We start from the raw sequence: 19,022 nt of genomic DNA, 5'->3' as shown, positions 1-19,022 counted from the left end.
GGCACCGTTGACAACGATCCGGTCACGGCGCGATCACAGGACGACCACACCGACCAACCGGTCGGGAGGCCCCGCGCGGCGGTCAGACCGCGAGCCCCGGGTGGGCGCGTCGGGCGCTGCGCCGGCCGAGCAGCATCCCCGCGACGCCGAGCACCCAGGGCACCGCGACCCACGCGAACGCGGTCCGGAACGCGTCGAGGTCCCGCACCCCGTCGCCGGCGACCCGGTCGAGCACCACGCCCAGCACGAGCATCGTCACCAGCGCCCCCACGAAGCCGCCGGTGTTGACGAACCCGGTGGCGGTGCCGAGCCGCGCGGGCGGCGTGCAGGACCGGGCGACGTCGAACGCGATCAGGGAGGTGGGCCCGCCGACGCCGATCACCACGATGAACGCGGCCAGCACCGCGAGCGGCACGGGGTCCCGCGGCACCGCGACCGCGAGCCAGCCCAGCGCGATGGCCACCGAGGTGCCCAGCGCCAGCGGCATCCGCGCGCGCGGGTGCCGGCCGACGACCAGGCCGATGAGCGGGCCGGAGACCACGGCCGCGACGACGTTCAGCGTGAGGAGCGCGCTCGCCTCCCCCGCGGTGCGGCCCTGCCCCTCGACGAGGAACGCGTACCCCCACAGCAGCACGACGACGTGGTTCGAGAACTGCCCGGAGAAGTGCATCCAGAACCCGAGGCGCGCGCCCGGGTCGCGCAGGACCGCGCGCAGCGCCCCGGGCTCGCGAGCGGCCCGGGCGGGCGCAGGGCGCCACCGCCGACGCAGCAGGCCGCCCCCACGCGCGACCGCCTCGTCGCGGTCGGCCCGGGTCCGCGCGACGGCCTCCGGGGAGTCGCGGACCACCGCGAGCACGAGCACCGCGGCGAGCACGCCGAGCGCCGCGACGCACAGGAACGTGGTGCGCCACCCCTCGGCGTGCAGCAGCGCCACCACGGGGACGGCGGACAGCACCTGGCCGACCTGCCCGATGCTGCCGGTGAGCTGGGTCATCACGGGGACCCGGCGGGCGGCGAACCACGCGGGGACGAGGCGCACCGCGGAGACGAACGTCAGGGCGTCGCCGGCGCCGACCAGCACCCTGCCCGCCAGCACCCAGACCGCGGACGGGGCGAGCGCGAGCACGAGCTGCCCGAGCGCCATCACGGCGGCGCCGGTGGCGATCAGCACGCGCGGGCCGTACCGGTCCAGCAGCACCCCGACGGGCACCTGGAGGAGCGCGTAGACGACGAGCTGGGCGACGGCGACGGCCGCGAGCGCCGCGGACGACACCCCGAACAGCGCGGAGACCTCGAGGGTCGCGACGCCGAACGACGACCGGTTGAGGATCGCGACGACGTAGGCGGCGACGCCGACGCCCCAGACGAGCAGGGCGCGGCGGTCGGTGGTCACGTGCAGACATTCTGCCGTGCCGCACGACGGGGCGACGCCGGGTGGGGGCACCTACCCACGGCCCGGCGCCGCCCCGTCGTCGGACGGCGTGCGGGGGTCAGGCCCCGCCGGCGTCCCCGCGCTGCTCGGCGAGGAACCGCTCGAACTCCTCGCCCAGCTCGTCGGCCGTCGGGATGTCCGCGGTCTCGGCGAGCAGGCTCGGGCGCCCGATGTTCCGGCTGAACGCGTCGTACTGCTGCTCGAGGGCCTGCACGACGGTCGCGACCTCGGGCGAGTCGTCGACCTGCCGGGTCACCTCGAGGAGCGTCTCCTCCGCGGCGGCGGTGAGCGCCCCGAGGTCGAGCTCAAGGCCCGCGGCGCGCTGCACGTGCTCCAGGCCGGTGATGCTGGCCTGCGGGTACGGCGACTGCGCGAGGTAGTGCGGGACGTGGACGGCGAAGCCCATCGCGTCGTGCCCGGACTGGCCGAGCCGGATCTCCAGCAGCGACCCGGCGTCCGCGGGGACCTGCACGCTGCCGAACCAGGACGTGTAGTCCGCCACCAGCTCGGGCCGGTTGGCGTGGGCGGTCACCGACAGCGGGCGGGTGTGCGGGATGCCCATGGGGATGCCGTGCATGCCGACCGTCAGCGGCACGTCGAACCGCTCGACGATCTGGCGCACCGCGGCCGCGAACCGCTCCCACTGGACGTCGGGCTCGACGCCGTGCAGCAGCAGGAACGGCACCCCGGCGGTGTCGCGCACGAGGTCGATCGCGAGGACCGGCTCGTCGTACTCGCCCCAGTGGTCGGACTCGAAGGTCACGGTCGGGCGCCGGGACCGGTAGTCGAGCAGCTGGTCGACGTCGAACGTCGCGAGCCGCTCGCCGCCGAGCTGCTCGGTCAGGTGCTCGCTGGCCAGGCGTCCGGCTCCGCCGGCGTCGACGAACCCGCGCACCGCGTGCACCAGCACCGGCCCGCTGCCACCCGCGGTCCGTGCCTCGACCTCGGCGGCGACCGCCGGGTCGACGTCGTAGATCTCGCTCGGATCGAGCATGGGTCCTCCTCGTGACGACGTGCTCGCCGCCCGTGCCGGACGGCGTTCCGCCAGCAAGAACACCTCCCGTCGCCCCGGTGTTCCCGGCCCCGGGTCCCGGTGGCCGACGGGGCGTGGCACGACGCCCCGCGGATGGGGGATGATGGTTGGCCGCTCGCGCCGGGTGACCACCTGGTCGACGCGCGGGCTGGTGCGGCGCGGGGCGCCGCGGGGACGACCGACGGGGAGCACGCGTGACGGGGATCGAGGCTCAGCTGGCGGCCGAGCAGGAGGTCGTGGACCGGCTGTACGCCCGGCTCGACGAGCTGCGGGCGGGGACCCGGGAGCGTCTGGCGGAGGTCCGCCGGGTCGGGCCGTCGGGCTCGCCGCAGAACCGGTCGGAGCGCGACGCGTTCGCGACGCTGTACGAGGACCGCCTGGCACGGCTCGAGGCCGTCGAGGACCGGCTGGCGTTCGGCCGGCTGGACCTGCTGGACGAGGGCCGTCGCTACATCGGCCGCATCGGCCTGAACGACGACGAGCACGCGTCGATCCTCACCGACTGGCGCGCACCCGCGGCGCAGGCGTTCTACCGGGCGACCGCGGCCCACCCCGACGGCGTCGTGCAGCGCCGGCACCTGGTGACCCGGGGCCGTCGCGTCACCGGGCTCGAGGACGAGGTGCTCGACCTCGACGTGCTCGCCGACCCCGAGGCCGCCGACCGGCTGGGCGCCCTGTCCGGCGAGGGTGCGCTGCTCGCGGCGCTGGCGGCCCGGCGCACCGGCCGGATGGGTGACATCGTCGCGACCATCCAGGCGGAGCAGGACGCGATCATCCGCGCTGACCTCGCCGGGGCCCTCGTGGTCCAGGGCGGTCCGGGCACCGGCAAGACGGCCGTCGCGCTGCACCGCGCCGCCTACCTCCTGTACAACCACCGGCGCGTGCTGGAGCGCTCGGGCGTCCTGCTGCTCGGGCCGAGCCGCACGTTCCTGCGGTACATCGACCAGGTGCTGCCCTCCCTGGGTGAGACGGGCGTCGTGTCGACCACGGTCGGCGAGCTGTTCCCGGGCCTGGTCGCGACGGGCACCGAGCCCGACGCGGTCGCGGAGATCAAGGGCCGCACGGTGTGGAAGCGGATCGTCGAGCGCGCCGTGCGGCAGCGGCAGCGCGCCCCGGAGCAGCCGACGACCGTGAAGATCGACGGGCACACGATCGTCGTGCGCCCGAACGACGTGCGGTCCGCGATCGCGCACGCCCGCCGCGGCCACCGGCCGCACAACCAGGCCCGCGTCACGTTCGTCCGGGACATGCTCGGCCGGCTCGCGCAGCAGTACGTCGACCAGCTCGGCTGGTCGGTCGCGCCCGACGAGCGCGGCGAGATCATCGAGGAGCTGCGGACCACCCGCGAGATCCGGATCGCGCTCAACCTCGCGTGGATGCCGCTGACCCCGCAGGGCCTGATCTCGGGCCTGCTGTCGCGGCCCGCCCGCCTGGACGCCGCGGCGCCGGAGCTTCTCGGCGCACGAGCGCGCCGCGCTGCTGCGGGCCGCGGACGCGCCGTGGACCGAGGCCGACGTGCCGCTGCTGGACGAGGCCGCGGAGCTGCTGGGCGAGGACGACCAGGCCGCGCGCGCGCAGGCGAAGCAGGACGCCGCGCAGCGCACCGCCGAGGTCGACTACGCCCGCCAGGTGCTCGAGCAGTCGGGCGGCGGGCTGGTGTCCGCCGAGCTGCTGGCCGACCGGTTCGCCTCGACCGGGCCCGCGCTGACCACGGCGGAGCGCGCCGCGGCCGACCGGACCTGGACCTACGGGCACGTGGTGGTCGACGAGGCCCAGGAGCTGTCGCCGATGGCGTGGCGGATGGTGCTGCGCCGCGTGCCGACGCGGTCGCTGACCGTGGTGGGCGACGTCGCGCAGACGTCGACGACGGCGGGGACCCGGCGCTGGGCGACCACGTTCGACCGGTTCCTGCAGGGCGGCTGGCGGCTCGCGGAGCTGACGGTCAACTACCGGACGCCCGCGTCCGTCGCACGGACCGCGGAGCGGGTCGGGCGCGCCGCGGGCCTGCCCCTGACGCCGACCACGTCCGCCCGCGACGTCGAGGACGCCCTGCGCACCGAGCACGTGGACGCCGCGGACGTCCCCGCCGCCACGGCCCGGCACGCGGCCGAGGCGCTCGCGGCGGTCCGGGACGCGAGCGGCGCGGGCCGGGTGGCGGTCATCGCCCCGCCGGAGCTGCTCCCGACGCTGGCCGCGGTGCTGCCGGGCGCCGGGTCGACCCGGACCGGCCTGCCGGACCTCGACGCCCCGCTGACGCTCATGACGCCGACGCAGAGCAAGGGCCTGGAGTTCGACGCGGTGGTCCTGGTCGAGCCCGCGGACGTCCTCAAGGGCGGCGCCGGCGACCTGTACGTCGCGATGACCCGGCCGACGCAGGCGCTGCACGTCGTGCACGCCCGGCCCCTGCCCGCCGGCTGGGACGGCGACGCCTGACCCGGGTGTCCGAGGACCGGGACCGGCTTGGAGCCCGGGCGGTTCCGGCGCACCATAGGGGCGTGCTACGCGCCCTGCTGCTCGAGAACCTGCATCCTCAGGCCCGCTCCATCCTGGAGGCGGCCGGCTACGAGGTCGTCACGCGCTCCGGCGCGCTCGACGAGTCCGAGCTCGCCGAGGCCCTCCAGGGGGTGCACCTGCTGGGCATCCGCTCCAAGACCCAGGTCACCGAGGCCGTGCTCGACGCCGCCACCGACCTGGTCGCGATCGGCGCGTACTGCATCGGCACCAACCAGGTGGACCTGCACGCGGCGGCGTCCCGGGGCGTCGCGGTGTTCAACGCGCCGTTCTCGAACACCCGCTCGGTGGTGGAGATCGCGCTGGCCGACATCATCGCGCTGACCCGCCGGCTCACGGTGCTCGACCGGTCGATGCACGACGGCGTGTGGAACAAGTCCGCCGACGGCGCCCACGAGGTCCGCGGTCGCACGCTCGGCATCGTCGGGTACGGCAACATCGGCACCCAGCTGTCGGTGCTCGCGGAGAACCTCGGCATGTCCGTGGTGTTCTACGACACCGCCGAGAAGCTGGCGCTCGGCAACGCGCGCCGTGCGGAGACCCTGGACGAGCTGCTCGACGTCGCGGACATCGTGACGCTGCACGTCGACGGCCGCAGCGGCAACGCCGGCCTGTTCGGCGCCAAGCAGTTCGCCCGGATGCGCGAGGGCGCGATCTTCCTCAACCTGTCCCGCGGGTTCGTCGTGGACTACGCGGCCCTGCGCGACGCGGTGCTCGCGGGCCACGTGGCCGGCGCCGCGGTGGACGTGTTCCCCGTCGAGCCCAAGCGCAAGGGCGACCCGTTCGACTCCGAGCTGCGCGGGCTGCCGAACGTCATCCTCACGCCGCACACCGGCGGGTCGACGGAGGAGGCGCAGGAGGCCATCGGGCAGTTCGTGTCGAACAAGCTGCGCGACTACCTCGCCACCGGCACGACGATGCTCAGCGTCAACCTGCCGAACCTCACGCTCGAGCGCCGCGAGGGCGTGCACCGGCTCGCGTACCTGCACCGCAACGTCCCCGGCGTGCTCGCCGCGGTCAACGCCACGCTCGCCGAGCACGGCGCGAACATCGAGGGCCAGCTGCTCGCGACCCGCGGCGAGGTCGGCTACGTGGTGACCGACGCCGTCGCCGTCGAGCGCGAGGTCGTCGAGGCGCTGCGCGCCCGCCCGGAGACGATCCGCCTGCGCGTGGTGTCCTGACCCCTGCGGTCGCCCGGCCGGTACGGTCGGGGTCGTGCACCTCGCCGACGCCGACCGCCACGACCGACTCCCCCTGCGCCGCGCGGGCCGCTCCGGGCTGGACCTGCCCGCGGCCACGCTGGGCCTGTGGCAGAACTTCGGCGACGCCACGCCGTTCGCCGACCAGCGCGCCCTCGTGCTGCGCGCCGTCGACCTCGGCGTCGTGCACCTGGACCTCGCGAACAACTACGGGCCGCCCCCGGGTGCGGCCGAGGAGAGCGTCGGCCGGCTGCTGGCCACCGACCTGGCGCCCTACCGCGACGAGCTCCTGATCGCGACGAAGGCCGGCTACCGGCAGTGGCCCGGCCCCTACGGCGAGTTCGGGTCGCGCAAGTACCTGCTCGCGTCGCTCGACCAGTCGCTGCGCCGGCTCGGCGTCGACCACGTCGACGTGTTCTACAGCCACCGGTTCGACCCGAGCACGCCGCTGGAGGAGACGATCGGCGCGCTGCGGACCGCCGTCGAGTCCGGGCGTGCGCGGTACGCGGGCATCTCGTCGTACTCGGCGTCCCGGACGCGCGAGGCGCTGGCCGTCGCCGCGTCGATGGGCCTGCCGCTGACCCTGCACCAGCCCTCGTACTCGATGCTGAACCGCTGGGTGGAGCAGCCGGACGCCGACGCGGGCGGCCGCAGCCTGCTCGACGTCGCCGGCGAGGCCGGGATGGGCGTGGTCGCGTTCTCGCCGCTCGCCCAGGGGCTGCTGACCCGCAAGTACCTCGACGGCGTCCCCGCGGACTCGCGGGCCGCGCAGGGAGGTCCGCTGCGGCCGGAGTACCTGAGCGAGGAGAACCTCGCGCGGGTGCGGGCGCTCGCCGAGGTCGCCGACGGGCGCGGGCAGACGCTCGCTCAGCTCGCGATCTCCTGGGTGCTGCGCGACCCGCGGGTGACGTCGGTGGCGCTCGGCGCGCGGACCGCCGCGCAGCTCGAGGAGAACCTGGCGGCGGTCCGGGCCGCCCCGCTGACCGACGCGGAGCTCGCGGAGATCGACCGGCACGCCGTCGACGGCGGGATCAACCTGTGGGGGTCGCGGTCCTCCGACCTGTGAGGTCGCGCCGGACCCCGACCGCCGTGCCTCCCCGCCCGACGCGTGCTACGCACACGTAACCTACGCATCCGTAGGTTACGGTGACACCGTGACCGACTTCTCTCGTCCCTGGCACGCGTCGTACGCCCCCGGCGTCCCCGCCGAGGCCGACGTGCCCGACGAGCCGCTGACCGCCGCCCTCGACCGCGCCGCCGCGTCCTGGCCGGACCGGGTCGCCGTCGACTTCCTCGGCGCCGCCACGACGTACGCCGAGCTGGCCGACGCCGTGTCCCGCGGGGCGACCGTGCTGCGCGACCTCGGGGTCCGCGCCGGCGACCGCGTCGCCATCGCCCTGCCGAACTGCACCTCGCACATGGTGGCGTTCTACGCCGCGCTGCGGCTCGGTGCGGTCGTCGTCGAGCACAACCCGACGTACACCGCCGCCGAGCTCGGCCACCAGCTCGCGGACTCCGGCTCGACGGTCGCCCTCGTCTGGGAGAAGGCCGTCGCCGCCGCGCTCGAGTCGCAGGCCACGACCGACGTGCGCACCGTCGTCGCGGTCGACGTGTCCGCCGACCTGCCGGCCGTCAAGCGCCTCGCGCTGCGGCTGCCGGTGCGGTCCGCCCGGGCCACCCGCGCCGCCCTGCGCTCGCCGCTGCCCGCCGGCACGCCCGTCTGGCACCGCCTGGTGGCCGACGCCGCCCCGCTGCCCGCCGACCACCCGCAGCCGGTGAGCTCCGACGTCGCGCTGCTGCAGTACACCGGCGGCACCACCGGCACGCCGAAGGCCGCCGTGCTCACGCACCGGAACCTCGTCGCGAACGCGGTGCAGGGCCAGGCGTGGACCCAGGCCGAGCCCGGCACCGAGACGATCTACGGCGTGCTGCCGTTCTTCCACGCGTTCGGCCTCACGCTGTGCCTGACCTACGCGACCCGGGTCGGCGCGACGCTCGTCGCGTTCCCGAAGTTCGACCCGGCCGCGGTCCTCGCCGCGCAGCGCCGGCGCCCCGGCACCTTCTTGCCCGCGGTCCCGCCGATGCTCGACCGGCTCGCCGCCGCCGCCGAGGCCAAGCACGCCGACCTCAGCTCGTTCCGGTACGCGATCTCCGGCGCGATGTCGCTGTCCCCCGCGACCGCGCAGCGCTGGGAGACCCTCACCGGCGGTCTCGTCATCGAGGGCTACGGCATGACCGAGACCTCGCCCGTCGCGCTCGGCAGCCCGCTGTCCGCGGACCGGCGCCCCGGCGCGCTCGGGCTGCCGTTCCCGAGCACCGACATCCGCGTGGTCGACCAGGAGGACCCGACCCGCGAGGTCGCCCCCGGCGAGCAGGGCGAGCTCCTGATCCGCGGCCCGCAGGTGTTCGCGGGCTACTGGGGCCGACCCGAGGAGACCGCCGAGCAGCTGCTCGAGGACGGCTGGCTGCGCACCGGCGACGTCGTCCGCGTCGACGAGACCGGGTTCGTCGTCCTGGTGGACCGGATCAAGGAGATGATCGTCACCGGCGGGTTCAAGGTCTACCCGTCGCAGGTCGAGGACAAGCTCCGGGACATGCCCGGCGTCCGCGAGGTCGCGGTCGTCGGCCTGCCCGGCGGCGACCTCGGGGAGAAGGTCGTCGCCGCGATCGTGACCGAGATCGGCGCACACGTCGACATCGCCGCGATGCGCGAGTGGTGCAGCGAGCGGCTGGCCCGCTACGCCGTCCCCCGCGAGATCGTCATCCTCGAGGAGGCTCCCGCGCTCCCAGATCGGCAAGGTCCTGCGCCGGGTCGTCCGCGACGACCTCATGGCGGCGGCCCGCCGCCTGATCCGCCCCTCCTGACCCGGAAGCCTCGCGGCCCGCGAGGGCGTACGCGACACCACGAGGGCGCAACCCCCGGGTTGCGCCCTCGTGGTGTCCGTGGCGCCCTCGCGGTGCCGGCTGCGCCCTCGCGGTGGGTCAGGACGCGGGGACCGGGAGGATGCGGTCCCACCAGGACAGGACGTGCTCGAAGCGCACGAGCCGGTGCTGCGGGCGGCCCGAGCGGGTGAGGCGTGGCCCTCACCCGGGAACAGCAGCAAGCTCCGCGGGGACACCACGGCGCTTGAGCTCGACGAACCAGCGCTGGCCCTGCTCGACCGGGCACCGCCAGTCCTGCTCCGAGTGGATCACCAGCGTCGGCGTGGTGACGCGGGCGACGTGCGCCATCGGCGACTGCGCGGCGACGGCCGCCCGGGACGCCTCGTCGTCGCCGTCCCCCAGGTACTCGAGCCCGAAGAACCAGCCGATGTCGCTCGACCCGACGAAGCTCACCGGGTCGAGGAAGCCCCGCTCCACGACCGCCCCGCGGAACCGGTCGGTCCGGGTGGTCAGCCACGCGGTCAGGTAGCCGCCGTACGAGCCGCCGAGGACGCCCACCCGCTCGCCGTCGAGCGCCGGGTCCTCCAGCGCGGCGTCGAGCAGCGCGAGCACGTCGTCCGTGTCGACGGTGCCGAAGGCGTGCCGGATCGCCGACCCGTGCGCCGACCCGTAGCCGGCGGAGCCGCGCGGGTTGCCGTAGACCACGGCGTAGCCGGCCTCGGCGAGCGTCTGCACCTCGTCGAACAGGGCCACCGTGTACTGCGCGTACGGGCCGCCGTGGATCATCAGCAGCGTCGGGTGCGGGCCCGGGTACCGCTCCGGGTCGGGCGTCACCACCCAGCCGTGCACCGGGTAGCCGTCGGGGGCCGTCGCCGTGACCTCGCGGGGCTCGCGGACCCGCCCGGTCGCGCGCAGCGGCGCCGACCAGTCAGTGAGCACGCGCGTCGCGCCGGTGCCGAGGTCGACGACGTGCACGTCGCCGGCGGTCGTGGGACCCGCGACGGTCGCGGCAGCCAGCGGGGCGCCGGTCGCGGCGTCGACGCCGTGCGCGACGACCGCGCCCGTCACCAGGTCGCGGACGGTGCCGTCGGTCGCGACCTCGCGGAGCACGACGGTCCCGCGCTCCTGCACGCCGACGAGCACCCCGTCGGCGGTCACGGCGAACGTCCCCGGGTCGAGGTCGACCGCCTCCGCGTCCGTCAGCCGCTCCGGTGCCGCAGCGGCCTCGGGACCCGCCGACCCGGTGCGGAGGGCGAGGCGGTAGAGCCCCGTCTGCCGGGCGACGAAGTCGCGGCCCGACTCCCCCATGTCCTGGGCGAGCAGCCAGACGGCGGACCCGTCACGGGCGGGCAGCGCCGCGGCGACGGCGAGCGTGCTGCCCGCGTCGGCGTCGGTCAGCGGACGCAGGGCGTGGTCCGCGCCGGGCGCGGTGTCCACGACCACGGCGTCGGTCCGCAGGTCGCTGTCGCGCGCGGCGTGCCGGGCGGCGACCGCCACGACGTACCGGCCTCCCGGCAGCCAGGCGATCTGCTCCACGTCGACGTCGCCCGAGGTCACCTCCCGCGCGGTCGGCGTGGCGTCCTCGCCCTCCGGCACGACGGTGCGCGCGGCCGGGTCGGCCGGGACGTCCACGACGAACAGCCGGCGGCGCTTGTCCCGCGTGAACCCGACGCCGTCGCCCCGATAGGGCAGCTCGGTGATGTGGCGGGGGCGCTCGGCGGACGCGTCCTCGCCGTACCGTCCCTCCTCCGGGACCCGGGCCAGGAACGCGAGCGCGGAGCCGTCGGGCGACCAGCGCGCCGGGCCGGCCCCGAGGGGGGCGTCGGTGAGCCGCACGGGCTCGCCGCCCGCGGACTCGACCAGGTGGAGCTGGGGCCGACCCTTCGGCTCGGCGCGCAGGAACGCGACCCACCGGCCGTCGGGCGACACCCGCGGGTCGGTGTCCCGGTGCCCGCGGGTCAGCCGGACCGGCGGCGCGGAGCCGTCGGTGGGCACCCGCCAGAGCTGGCCGGTGTACTCGTCGGACTCGAGGTCGGGCGCGGTGCGGGCCACGACGACGAACGAGCCGTCGGGCGCCAGCGCGGGGGTGCCGGGTGCGTGCAGGAGCGACAGGTCAGCGGGGATCACCCGTCGACCGTAGTACGACGCGCGCGCCCGCGGGGCGCGACCTCAGGCGCCCGGGACCGCCGGGGCCTCGGCGGCGGCCCGGCGCGCGGCGTCGGCCTCCTCGTTCTCGGCGCGCAGGACCGTGATGGCCGCCTCGAAGTCGTCGAGCGAGCTGAACGCCTGGTAGACGCTCGCGAACCGCAGGTACGCGACCTCGTCCAGGTCGCGCAGCGGCCCGAGGATGGCCAGCCCGATCTCCGAGCCGTCGAGCTCCGCGCTGCCGCTCGCGCGCAGCGTCTCCTCGACGCGCTGGGCGAGCAGCGCGAGGTCGTCCTCGCTGACCGGGCGACCCTGGCAGGCCTTGCGGACGCCGTTGACGATCTTCTCGCGGCTGAACGGCTCGGTGGCGCCGGAGCGCTTGACCACCGACAGGCTCGCGGTCTCGATCGTGGTGAACCGGCGGTTGCACTGGGGGCACTGCCGGCGTCGGCGGATCGAGAGCCCGTCGTCGGACGTGCGGGAGTCCACGACGCGGGAGTCGGCATGACGGCAGAACGGGCAGTGCACGGGGTGCCTCCTGACGGTGCGTGGGCGGCGCGGTCGGCGGGTGGCGGCTGCGCCGCGCCGGTCCGGACGCCCGGGACACCGTAGGACCCGCGCGCCAGCCGGTGCAACACGGGTTCGGCCGGGCACGGAGGCGCTGGTCAGGAGCCCCGGACGCCTTGAGACGCGCCAGACACCCCGGGACGACGACGAGGGTGGCCGCGTGCGCGGCCACCCTCGTGGGGACGCCCCCGTCCCGTCTCGTCCGGACGACTCGCCTCGTCCGGACGGTTGCTGCACGCCTCTGCGCCGGACCCGAGGGCCACGACGACGACGCGTCCCTCGCGGCGAGCCCCCCAGCCAGCCGTTCGAGGTGGCACCACCCTAGGGGCGCCCGCGACAATTACGCAAGCACCTGCTCACGTAATCCACCCGCGGTGTTTCGGGTGGTGACCTGGGCGTCCAGGCCGAGCCCGATGCGCCGTCAGGACTCGGCCGGGAGCAGCAGCACCTGACCGGCGGTGAGCGAGCCGTCGGCGAGCCCGTTGAGCTCCTGCAGCTCCGCGACGACGTCGCGGACGTCCTCGCCCGGCGCGGCCACGGCCGCGGCGATCTGCCACAGCGTCTCCCCCGACTGCACCGCGTGCGTGACGACCTCGACCGCGCGCTCCGGACCGTCGGCGACCGCCTGGCCGCCGAGCACGCCGCCCGCGACCACCAGCAGCCCGAGCACCACGAGCACCGCGCGCCCACGACGGGTCAGTCGCAGCGGTGCGGGCGCAGCCGGCGTCACCACGGGACGCACGGGCCGGGGCCGCGCGGACCGCGGGCGCTCCGGGAGCGAGGTCACGTCCGGGACGACCGCGAGGTGCCGCACCGGACGCGCGCCCGACCGACCCGAGGCGCCCGGCCGACCCGAGACCGCGGGCCTCGTGACGACCGCCCGCGCTCCCGTCGACGCGGTCCGCACGACGGGCTGCGCCGTGGTCCACGGCTGCGCTGCGATGGCGCTCATCCCCACCACTTCCCTCCTGGGCCGCGACGCGACCTCGATCTGCTGTGCTGCACCGCGCCCGACACCGGGTCGAACACCTGTTCGTTCGAACGTCTGTACGAAACTGAACCACACCCCGGGTGGGATGTCGAGACACGATCGAACAGGTGTTTGATCCACCCGCCCGGGCGCCCTACTCTCGTGACGTCGGGAGAAGCGCACCACGAGGCACTGACACGACCGCCCGGCAGCGTCGTGACCAGCACGGACCGCCTCGGGTGCGGAGCACGACGGACGGGTGCGGCGGGCACCGGCGTCGCGAGGACGGGAGCGGACATGACGAGCGAGGCAGCGGGCGCCACGGCGCCGGCCGAGGACGGCGGCGTCGCGGAGCTCGGCGGGGGCGACGGCCTCACGCCGCGCCAGCGGCTCGTGCTCGAGACCGTGCGCGCCTCCGTGGAGAGCCGCGGCTACCCGCCGAGCATGCGCGAGATCGGCGACGCGGTCGGGCTGACCAGCCCGTCGAGCGTCAAGCACCAGCTCACCGCGCTCGAGCGCAAGGGCTACCTGCGCCGCGACCCGAACCGGCCGCGCGCGATCGAGGTCGTGCAGCCCGACGACTCCCGGGGCGTCGCCGCCCTGCCCGGCGCGCCCGGTCTCCGGGCGACCGGCGCCGGCGGGCTCGGCGACGAGGACAGCGCGGCGCGCGACGGGGCGCCCGAGGCCGCGTACGTCCCGGTCGTCGGCCGGATCGCCGCCGGCGGGCCGATCCTCGCGGAGCAGCTCGTGGAGGACGTGTTCCCGCTGCCGCGGCAGCTCGTGGGATCCGGCGAGCTGTTCCTGCTCAAGGTCGTCGGCGACTCGATGGTCGACGCGGCCATCTGCGACGGGGACTGGGTGGTCGTCCGACGCCAGCCGGTCGCCGAGAACGGGGAGATCGTCGCCGCGATGCTCGACGGCGAGGCCACGGTCAAGACGCTCCGCCGCACGGACGGCCACGTCTGGCTCATGCCGCAGAACCCCGCGTACTCCCCCATCGACGGCGACCACGCGCAGGTGCTCGGCCGCGTCGTCTCGGTGCTGCGCAGCCTCTGACCGGCCACGGCGTGGTGCGGGGCGGCCCGTCGGTCGTGCCATCCTGGCGCGCATGACCCACCGGGCCGACGTGCCGACCCCCGCCGACCAGACCCCGCCCGCCGGCCACGCGTCCGACGCGTCGGGGCCCGTCGCCCCGCCGCAGCCGGTGCGCGTGCTGGGCACCGGCGTGCACGAGCCCGCGGTCGTGGTCACGTCCGCGGAGCTCGACGAGCGGTTCGGCCGCGCGCCCGGCACCTCCGCCGCCCGGTCCGGCGTGACGTCCCGCCGGTGGGCCGGCCCGGGCGAGACGTCCTCGCGGATGGCGGCGTCCGCGGTCGCCGCCGCACTGGCCGCCGCCGGGCTGGACGTCGCGGACCTGGACGCCCTGATCGTGTCCGCGGTCGCGCCCGAGCAGCCGATGCCGACCACCGCCGTGCTCACGCTCGCGGCCCTGGAGGCGCCCGGCGGCGCGTGCGAGGCGTTCGACGTGAACGCGTCCTGCGTGGGGTTCCTGACCGCGTTCGGCATCGCGGCGTCGGGCATCGCGACCGGCCGGTGGCGCCGGGTGGCCGTCGTGGCGACCGAGCTCGCGTCCCGCGGCCTGGACCACACCGAGCCGGAGAGCAGTGCCCTGTTCGGCGACGGGGCCGCGGCCGTCGTCCTGGGCCCCGCGGCGCCGGGCGAGTCCTCGGCGGTGCTCGCCGCGCGCTCGGCGACCTGGCCCGAGGCCTGGCGGGCGTGCCGGATCGAGGCGGGCGGCACCCGGTGGAACGCGATGGACCCGCCCCCGGACCCGTCGGCGTACCTGTTCCGGATGGACGGCGCCGTGCTGCTGCGGCACGTGGCCCGCACCGTGCCGGCGTTCCTGCGCGACGTCGAGCACCGGGCCGGCATCACGCCGCAGGACGTCGACGTCCTGGTCCCGCACCAGGCGAGCGGCGTCGGGCTGCGCTACCTGCGCGAGCGCACCGGGGTCCGCGCCGACGCCGTGGTCGACGTGCTGGCGGACCACGGCAACCAGGTGTCCGCGTCCGTGCCCACCGCGCTGCACCACGCCGTCGCCTCGGGCCGCCTGCGGCGCGGCGACACCGCGCTGCTGCTCGGCACCGGTGCCGGGCTCACCCTGTCCGCGATCGTCCTGAGGTACTGACCGTGCGCGTCTCGCTGCTCACCGCCGGGTGGACCACCCACCCCGCCGGCATCGCCCGTCGCGGCGCCGGCCGTGCGCCCGTCCGCTTCCCCGCCCTCGTGGTCGTCGTCGAGCACCCCGACGGGACCGTGCTGTTCGACACCGGGTACGCGCCGCGGGTCCGCGCGGCGATGGCCCACGGCCTCGACCGCGTCTACGGCGGCCTGCTGCCGGTGCACGTCGATCCCGACGCGTCCGCGGCCGCCCAGCTCGCGGCGCGGGGCGTCGACCCCGCTGCCGTCCGGTACGTCGTGCTGTCGCACCTGCACGCGGACCACGTCGGCGGGCTGCTGGACTTCCCGGCGGCGCGGGTGGTCGCCGACCCGGGCGCGGTCGCGCTCGCCCGCCGGGTGCGGGGGTTCGGCCGGCTGCGGCGCGGCCTCCTGCCGGCCCTGCTCCCCGACGACCTGCCGGACCGGCTGGTGGACCCGGTGTCGCTGCCGCCGGCCGCGGCGGCGGACCTCGACCCGCTGACCGGCGCGCGCGACCTGCTGGGCGACGGCCGGCTGCTCGTCGTGCCGCTGCCCGGGCACAGCGCGGGGCACCTCGGCCTGGTGGTCCGGACACCCGGCACCGACCTCGTCCTGGTCGGCGACGCCGCGTGGCACACCCGCGCCGTCACGCACGGCGAGCTTGCCGCACCCGGTGGCGCGCGCCGTCACCGCCGACTGGGCGGCCTACCGCGGGACGCTGGCCGCGCTCGACGACCTGGCCCGCCGGCGCACCGGAGTGCTGGTGCTGCCGTCCCACGACGAGGACGCGATCGCGGCGGCGCGCGCGGTGCTGGGCGGGTGAGCCGGGCCCGGGTGCTCTGGCACTACGCGCACGCCCGGCGACGCCGGTTCGCCGACCGTGCCGCCCTCGAGCGCTGGCAGGAGCGGCACCTGCGGGGCGTGCTGGCCCGGGCGCCGCACCGGTACGCCGCGTACGCGGGCACCACGCCCCGGACGCTGGCCGACCTGCCGGTGCTGGACAAGCCCGACGTGCTGGCGCGGTTCGCGGGGCTGAACACCCGGGGCGTCGGTCTCGAGGAGTGCGTCACGGCCGCGCGGGCCGCGGAGCGCGGTCGCGACTTCGGCACCACCCTGCGCGGTCTGTCCGTCGGGCTGTCGTCCGGCACCTCCGGGCAGCAGACCGCGTTCCTCACGTCCGCGGCCGAGCGGGACCGCTGGGCCGGCGAGGTGCTGGCCCGCGCGCTGCCGGACGGTCTGCTCGCGGGGGCCCGCGTGACCCTGGTGCTGCGGGCCGGCGGGCCGCTGTACGAGTCGGTGGACGGCGGCCGGGTGCAGTTCCGGTTCGTGGACCTGGCGCTGCCGGTGGACGCGCTGGTCGCCGAGGTGGTCGCCGCCGCGCCCACGGTGCTGGTCGCGCCGCCCTCGGTCCTGGTGCTGCTCGCCCGGGCGGGGTTGAGGCTGCCGCTGCGGCGCGTGCTGTCGGTCGCCGAGGTGCTCGACCCGCACGACCGCCGGACCGTCGAGGCGGCGTTCGGGCTGCGCGTCGACCAGGTCTACCAGGCGGCGGAGGGGTTCCTCGGGATCAGCTGCACCGACGGGCGGCTGCACCTGGCCGAGGACCTGGTCGTGGTCGAGCGGGAGCCCGTGGGCCCGCCCGCCGACCGCCGGTTCGTCCCCGTGGTGACCGACCTGTTCCGCACCAGCCAGGCGGTGCTCCGGCGCCGCCTCGGGGACGTGCTGGTCGCGGGCGACGCGTGCTCGTGCGGCGACCCGCGCCAGGTCGTCGACGAGGTGCTGGGCCGCGCCGACGACCTGCTGTGGCTCCCCGGCGGCGACGGCGTCCCGGCGCCGCTGTTCCCGGACTTCGTGCGGGCTGCGGTGCTGGCGGCACCCGGCGTGCGGGACTTCCGGGTGGTGCAGCACGCCGCCGCCGGCCTGACGCTCGCGGTCGAGCCCGCCGACGCGTTCCCCGGCGCACGGGACGGCCTGGTGGCCGCGGTCGCCCGCGCCGGGCTCGGGCCGGTGGCCATCACGCCCGGCGGCATCGAGCCGACCGGGCCGCTGGTCAAGCTCCGGCGGGTGCGTCGGGAGCCGCACGTCCCGGCGCCGGCGGCAGCGGCCGGCCCGCCAGCAGGGCGCTGACCGCCGCGTCCACCGCACCGACCGGGTCGTACGCGGCCGCCGCGGCCGCGAGCCGGACCAGCGGGGCGCGGTCGGCGGCGAGCACGGACCGCAGCGCGTCGGCCGCCGCGCGGCTGCCGAGGCGACGCACCCGGACCCCGGCACCCGCGGCGACCACCCGCGCGGCGAAGTCGAACTGGTCGTAGTCCTGGGGGCACACGACCGCGGGCACCCCGGCGCGGACGGCGCTGTACAGGATCCCTGCGCCGCCGTGGTGGACGACCGCGTCGCACCGCGGCAGCACGGCGTCGTAGGGCAGGTGGCCGAACACGTGCAGGCCCGGCTCGACGTGCACCGGGCGCGCCTGCCGCCGCGCGGCGTCCCCGAGGCTGACCACCACGGTCCGACCCCCGGCCGCGGCGACGAGGCCCCGGGCCTGCGCGACGAGGTCCCGCTTGGCCCAGTGCAGGTGCGTGCCGAGGGTCACCAGCACCAGCCGGCCGTCGGGCAGCACCGGCGGCTGCGGCCACGGCTCGGGCGTCGCAGTGACCGGGCCGATCATCCGGAACGCCGCGGGCCAGTCCCGCGGCAGCTCCAGCTCGGACATCCCCAGCCCGAGGACCGCCGTCGGCGAGTACGCCGCCTCCGAGCCGTCCGGGCGGTACACCCCCACCCCCGCCGCGCGGAACTGCCGGGCGAGCGCGACCTGCATCCCGCGCTTGGCGGCGCGGGTGGCGGTGCGCCCGACGGCGTCGCGGGCCCGGTGGCCGGCGTGCCGCGCCGGGCCCCAGCCACCGAGGTACGACGGCGTGCCGGTGCGGGTCTCCAGCGCCAGCGGCGTCGGCATGGTGGTCAGCCACGGCAGGCCGTGCCGCTCGGCGACCAGGCCCGCGACCGGCGCGGTGAAGTCCGCGAGCACGGCGTCGTGGCCGTCCCGCCGGACCAGGGCGTCGAGCTCGGCGTCGGCGCGGGGCAGCAGCGCGAGGTTCGCCCGCAGCTGGCGGGTCAGCAGCAGCGGGTTCGACCGGACCGGGCCGGGGGTGTCGGAGATCCGGTCGAAGACGCCGGGGTCGTCGGCGAGCAGCGGGTGGACCTCGAAGCCGTGCGCGCGCACCGCGTCGGCCTTCGCGGCGCCGGTGGCGAACCGGATGTCGTAGCCCCGCGCGCGCAGACCGCGCCCGAGGGTCAGCAGCGGGTTGAGGTGCCCCGCGAACGGCGGGGCCGCGAGCAGCAGGCGCGGGCCGGTCACGGGACCTCCTCCGGGCGGGGTACCAGCGCCCGCACCGCTGCGACCGCAGCGGGGCCGGTCGCCGCGTCGAGGTGACCGCCGGGGACGACGACGTCGACCGGCCCCCGGTACCCGAGGCGGCTGATCCGGTCGCGCTCGCCGCGCACGACGCTCACGTGCCACCGGGCCCCGGGCCGCAGCGCCGCGCCCACGGGGCCCAGCGCCACCACGTGCACGGTGAGCCCCGCCGGGACCCGCACCAGCGGCGCCGCGACGCCGAGCAGCTGCGCCCCGGTGCTGCCGCACAGCAGCAGCAGCCGGTCGGCGGTGCCGTCGAGGACGGGCTGCAGGTGCCGCGCGACCTGGTGGGCGAACCGGCCGCCGGGCCGGGCGGCGACGTGCTGCGCGGCGTTCCGGGCAGACGCCAGCGGGAGCGCGACCCGGCGGTACTCCCCGGTCGTGGCCGCCTCGGTCCAGGGCAGACCGAGCCGCAGCGGCTCCCACCCGTCGACGGCCAGCGCGTCGAGCACCGCGTCCTGGGCCGGCGACAGGCGGGAGTGCGTCCAGGAGGCTCTGCCCGGTGAGCCAGGCCGCGCGGGCCGGCAGCGGGGTGGCCGGGTCGACGACGCTCGGCGACGCCGCGTGCCGGTCGAGCCACCTCACGCGTGCCCCGTCGTCCGGGCGGCGCTCGTCGCGGCCGCTCTCGTGCGCGCCGATCTCGTGCGCGCCGATCTCGTTCGCGCCGGCCCCAC

At 76.7% G+C, this 19,022-nt stretch carries 12 protein-coding genes and 2 pseudogenes; 7 read left to right on the top strand and 7 right to left on the bottom strand.

The window, feature by feature from the left end; translation table 11 throughout:
* Positions 1–82: 82 nt before the first annotated feature.
* Both AC1VL8_RS12085 and AC1VL8_RS12080 read right to left on the bottom strand, forming a co-directional pair.
* Positions 83–1,393 (bottom strand): MFS transporter, encoded by a 1,311-nt coding sequence (locus tag AC1VL8_RS12085; protein ID WP_389227607.1) that lies wholly within the window; start codon positions 1,391–1,393, stop codon positions 83–85.
* 97 nt (positions 1,394–1,490) lie between these two features.
* A complete protein-coding gene (locus tag AC1VL8_RS12080) occupies positions 1,491–2,426 on the bottom strand; it encodes a proteasome assembly chaperone family protein (RefSeq protein ID WP_389227604.1) in 936 nt (311 codons plus the stop codon).
* Between the two features lie 233 nt (positions 2,427–2,659).
* Between AC1VL8_RS12080 and AC1VL8_RS12075 the strand changes: the two are divergent.
* The 4 genes and pseudogenes from AC1VL8_RS12075 to AC1VL8_RS12060 all read left to right on the top strand — a co-directional run bounded on the left by AC1VL8_RS12075 (position 2,660) and on the right by AC1VL8_RS12060 (position 9,040).
* Positions 2,660–4,898: pseudogene (locus tag AC1VL8_RS12075) on the top strand (HelD family protein).
* Between the two features lie 62 nt (positions 4,899–4,960).
* Positions 4,961–6,157, top strand: coding sequence for a phosphoglycerate dehydrogenase (serA, locus tag AC1VL8_RS12070; protein WP_389227599.1), 1,197 nt, complete (start codon positions 4,961–4,963; stop codon positions 6,155–6,157).
* 34 nt (positions 6,158–6,191) lie between these two features.
* Entirely contained in the window at positions 6,192–7,241 is a 1,050-nt protein-coding gene (locus AC1VL8_RS12065) for an aldo/keto reductase (protein WP_483075324.1), read from the top strand.
* Positions 7,242–7,329: 88 nt separating this feature from the next.
* Positions 7,330–9,040, top strand: a pseudogene (locus AC1VL8_RS12060) (AMP-binding protein).
* A gap of 219 nt (positions 9,041–9,259) precedes the next feature.
* On the opposite strand, the gene AC1VL8_RS12055 reads toward AC1VL8_RS12060, so the two are convergent.
* The 3 genes from AC1VL8_RS12055 to AC1VL8_RS12045 all read right to left on the bottom strand — a co-directional run bounded on the left by AC1VL8_RS12055 (position 9,260) and on the right by AC1VL8_RS12045 (position 12,722).
* Positions 9,260–11,185 carry a S9 family peptidase gene (locus AC1VL8_RS12055; protein WP_483075323.1) on the bottom strand — a complete coding sequence of 642 codons (1,926 nt, stop codon included), beginning with the start codon at positions 11,183–11,185 and terminating at the stop codon, positions 9,260–9,262.
* Between the two features lie 42 nt (positions 11,186–11,227).
* A complete protein-coding gene (nrdR, locus tag AC1VL8_RS12050) occupies positions 11,228–11,731 on the bottom strand; it encodes a transcriptional regulator NrdR (RefSeq protein WP_389227587.1) in 504 nt (167 codons plus the stop codon).
* A gap of 460 nt (positions 11,732–12,191) precedes the next feature.
* Positions 12,192–12,722: a LysM peptidoglycan-binding domain-containing protein gene (locus tag AC1VL8_RS12045; protein ID WP_483075322.1), complete on the bottom strand. Its 531-nt coding sequence runs from the start codon at positions 12,720–12,722 to the stop codon at positions 12,192–12,194.
* Positions 12,723–13,037: 315 nt separating this feature from the next.
* Here AC1VL8_RS12045 and lexA point away from each other — a divergent pair, with 315 nt between their 5' ends.
* The 3 genes from lexA to AC1VL8_RS12030 are packed head-to-tail and all read left to right on the top strand — an operon-like array spanning position 13,038 to position 17,063.
* The gene (lexA, locus tag AC1VL8_RS12040) at positions 13,038–13,796 is read left to right on the top strand and encodes a transcriptional repressor LexA (protein WP_483075321.1); all 759 of its coding nucleotides are present in this window, start codon (positions 13,038–13,040) and stop codon (positions 13,794–13,796) included.
* A 52-nt stretch (positions 13,797–13,848) separates the two neighbouring features.
* Positions 13,849–14,928 (top strand): 3-oxoacyl-ACP synthase III family protein, encoded by a 1,080-nt coding sequence (locus AC1VL8_RS12035; protein WP_483075320.1) that lies wholly within the window; start codon positions 13,849–13,851, stop codon positions 14,926–14,928.
* Between the two features lie 2 nt (positions 14,929–14,930).
* Positions 14,931–17,063, top strand: coding sequence for a F390 synthetase-related protein (locus AC1VL8_RS12030; protein ID WP_483075319.1), 2,133 nt, complete (start codon positions 14,931–14,933; stop codon positions 17,061–17,063).
* On the opposite strand, the gene AC1VL8_RS12025 is transcribed toward AC1VL8_RS12030, so the two are convergent.
* Positions 16,987–18,291 carry a glycosyltransferase gene (locus tag AC1VL8_RS12025; RefSeq protein ID WP_483075318.1) on the bottom strand — a complete coding sequence of 435 codons (1,305 nt, stop codon included), beginning with the start codon at positions 18,289–18,291 and terminating at the stop codon, positions 16,987–16,989. The genes AC1VL8_RS12030 and AC1VL8_RS12025 overlap by 77 nt on opposite strands.
* Positions 18,288–18,800, bottom strand: a complete 513-nt coding sequence (locus tag AC1VL8_RS12020; protein WP_483075317.1) for a hypothetical protein — start codon at positions 18,798–18,800, stop codon at positions 18,288–18,290. Before AC1VL8_RS12020 ends, AC1VL8_RS12025 begins: the two co-directional genes overlap by 4 nt.
* Positions 18,801–19,022 lie beyond the last annotated feature (222 nt).

It is taken from the genome of Cellulomonas sp. KU4C (assembly GCF_056868065.1).
Note: the sequence above shows the minus strand (reverse complement) of the source record. Positions and strands in the feature narration are given on the sequence as shown.

Excerpts from the sequence above, each read along its gene's own strand:
- lexA (WP_483075321.1), top strand. The coding sequence starts at position 13,038 with ATGACGAGCGAGGCAGCGGGCGCCACGGCGCCGGCCGAGGACGGCGGC.
- AC1VL8_RS12080 (WP_389227604.1), bottom strand. The coding sequence starts at position 2,426 with ATGCTCGATCCGAGCGAGATCTACGACGTCGACCCGGCGGTCGCCGCC.
- AC1VL8_RS12035 (WP_483075320.1), top strand. The coding sequence starts at position 13,849 with ATGACCCACCGGGCCGACGTGCCGACCCCCGCCGACCAGACCCCGCCC.
- AC1VL8_RS12045 (WP_483075322.1), bottom strand. The coding sequence starts at position 12,722 with ATGAGCGCCATCGCAGCGCAGCCGTGGACCACGGCGCAGCCCGTCGTG.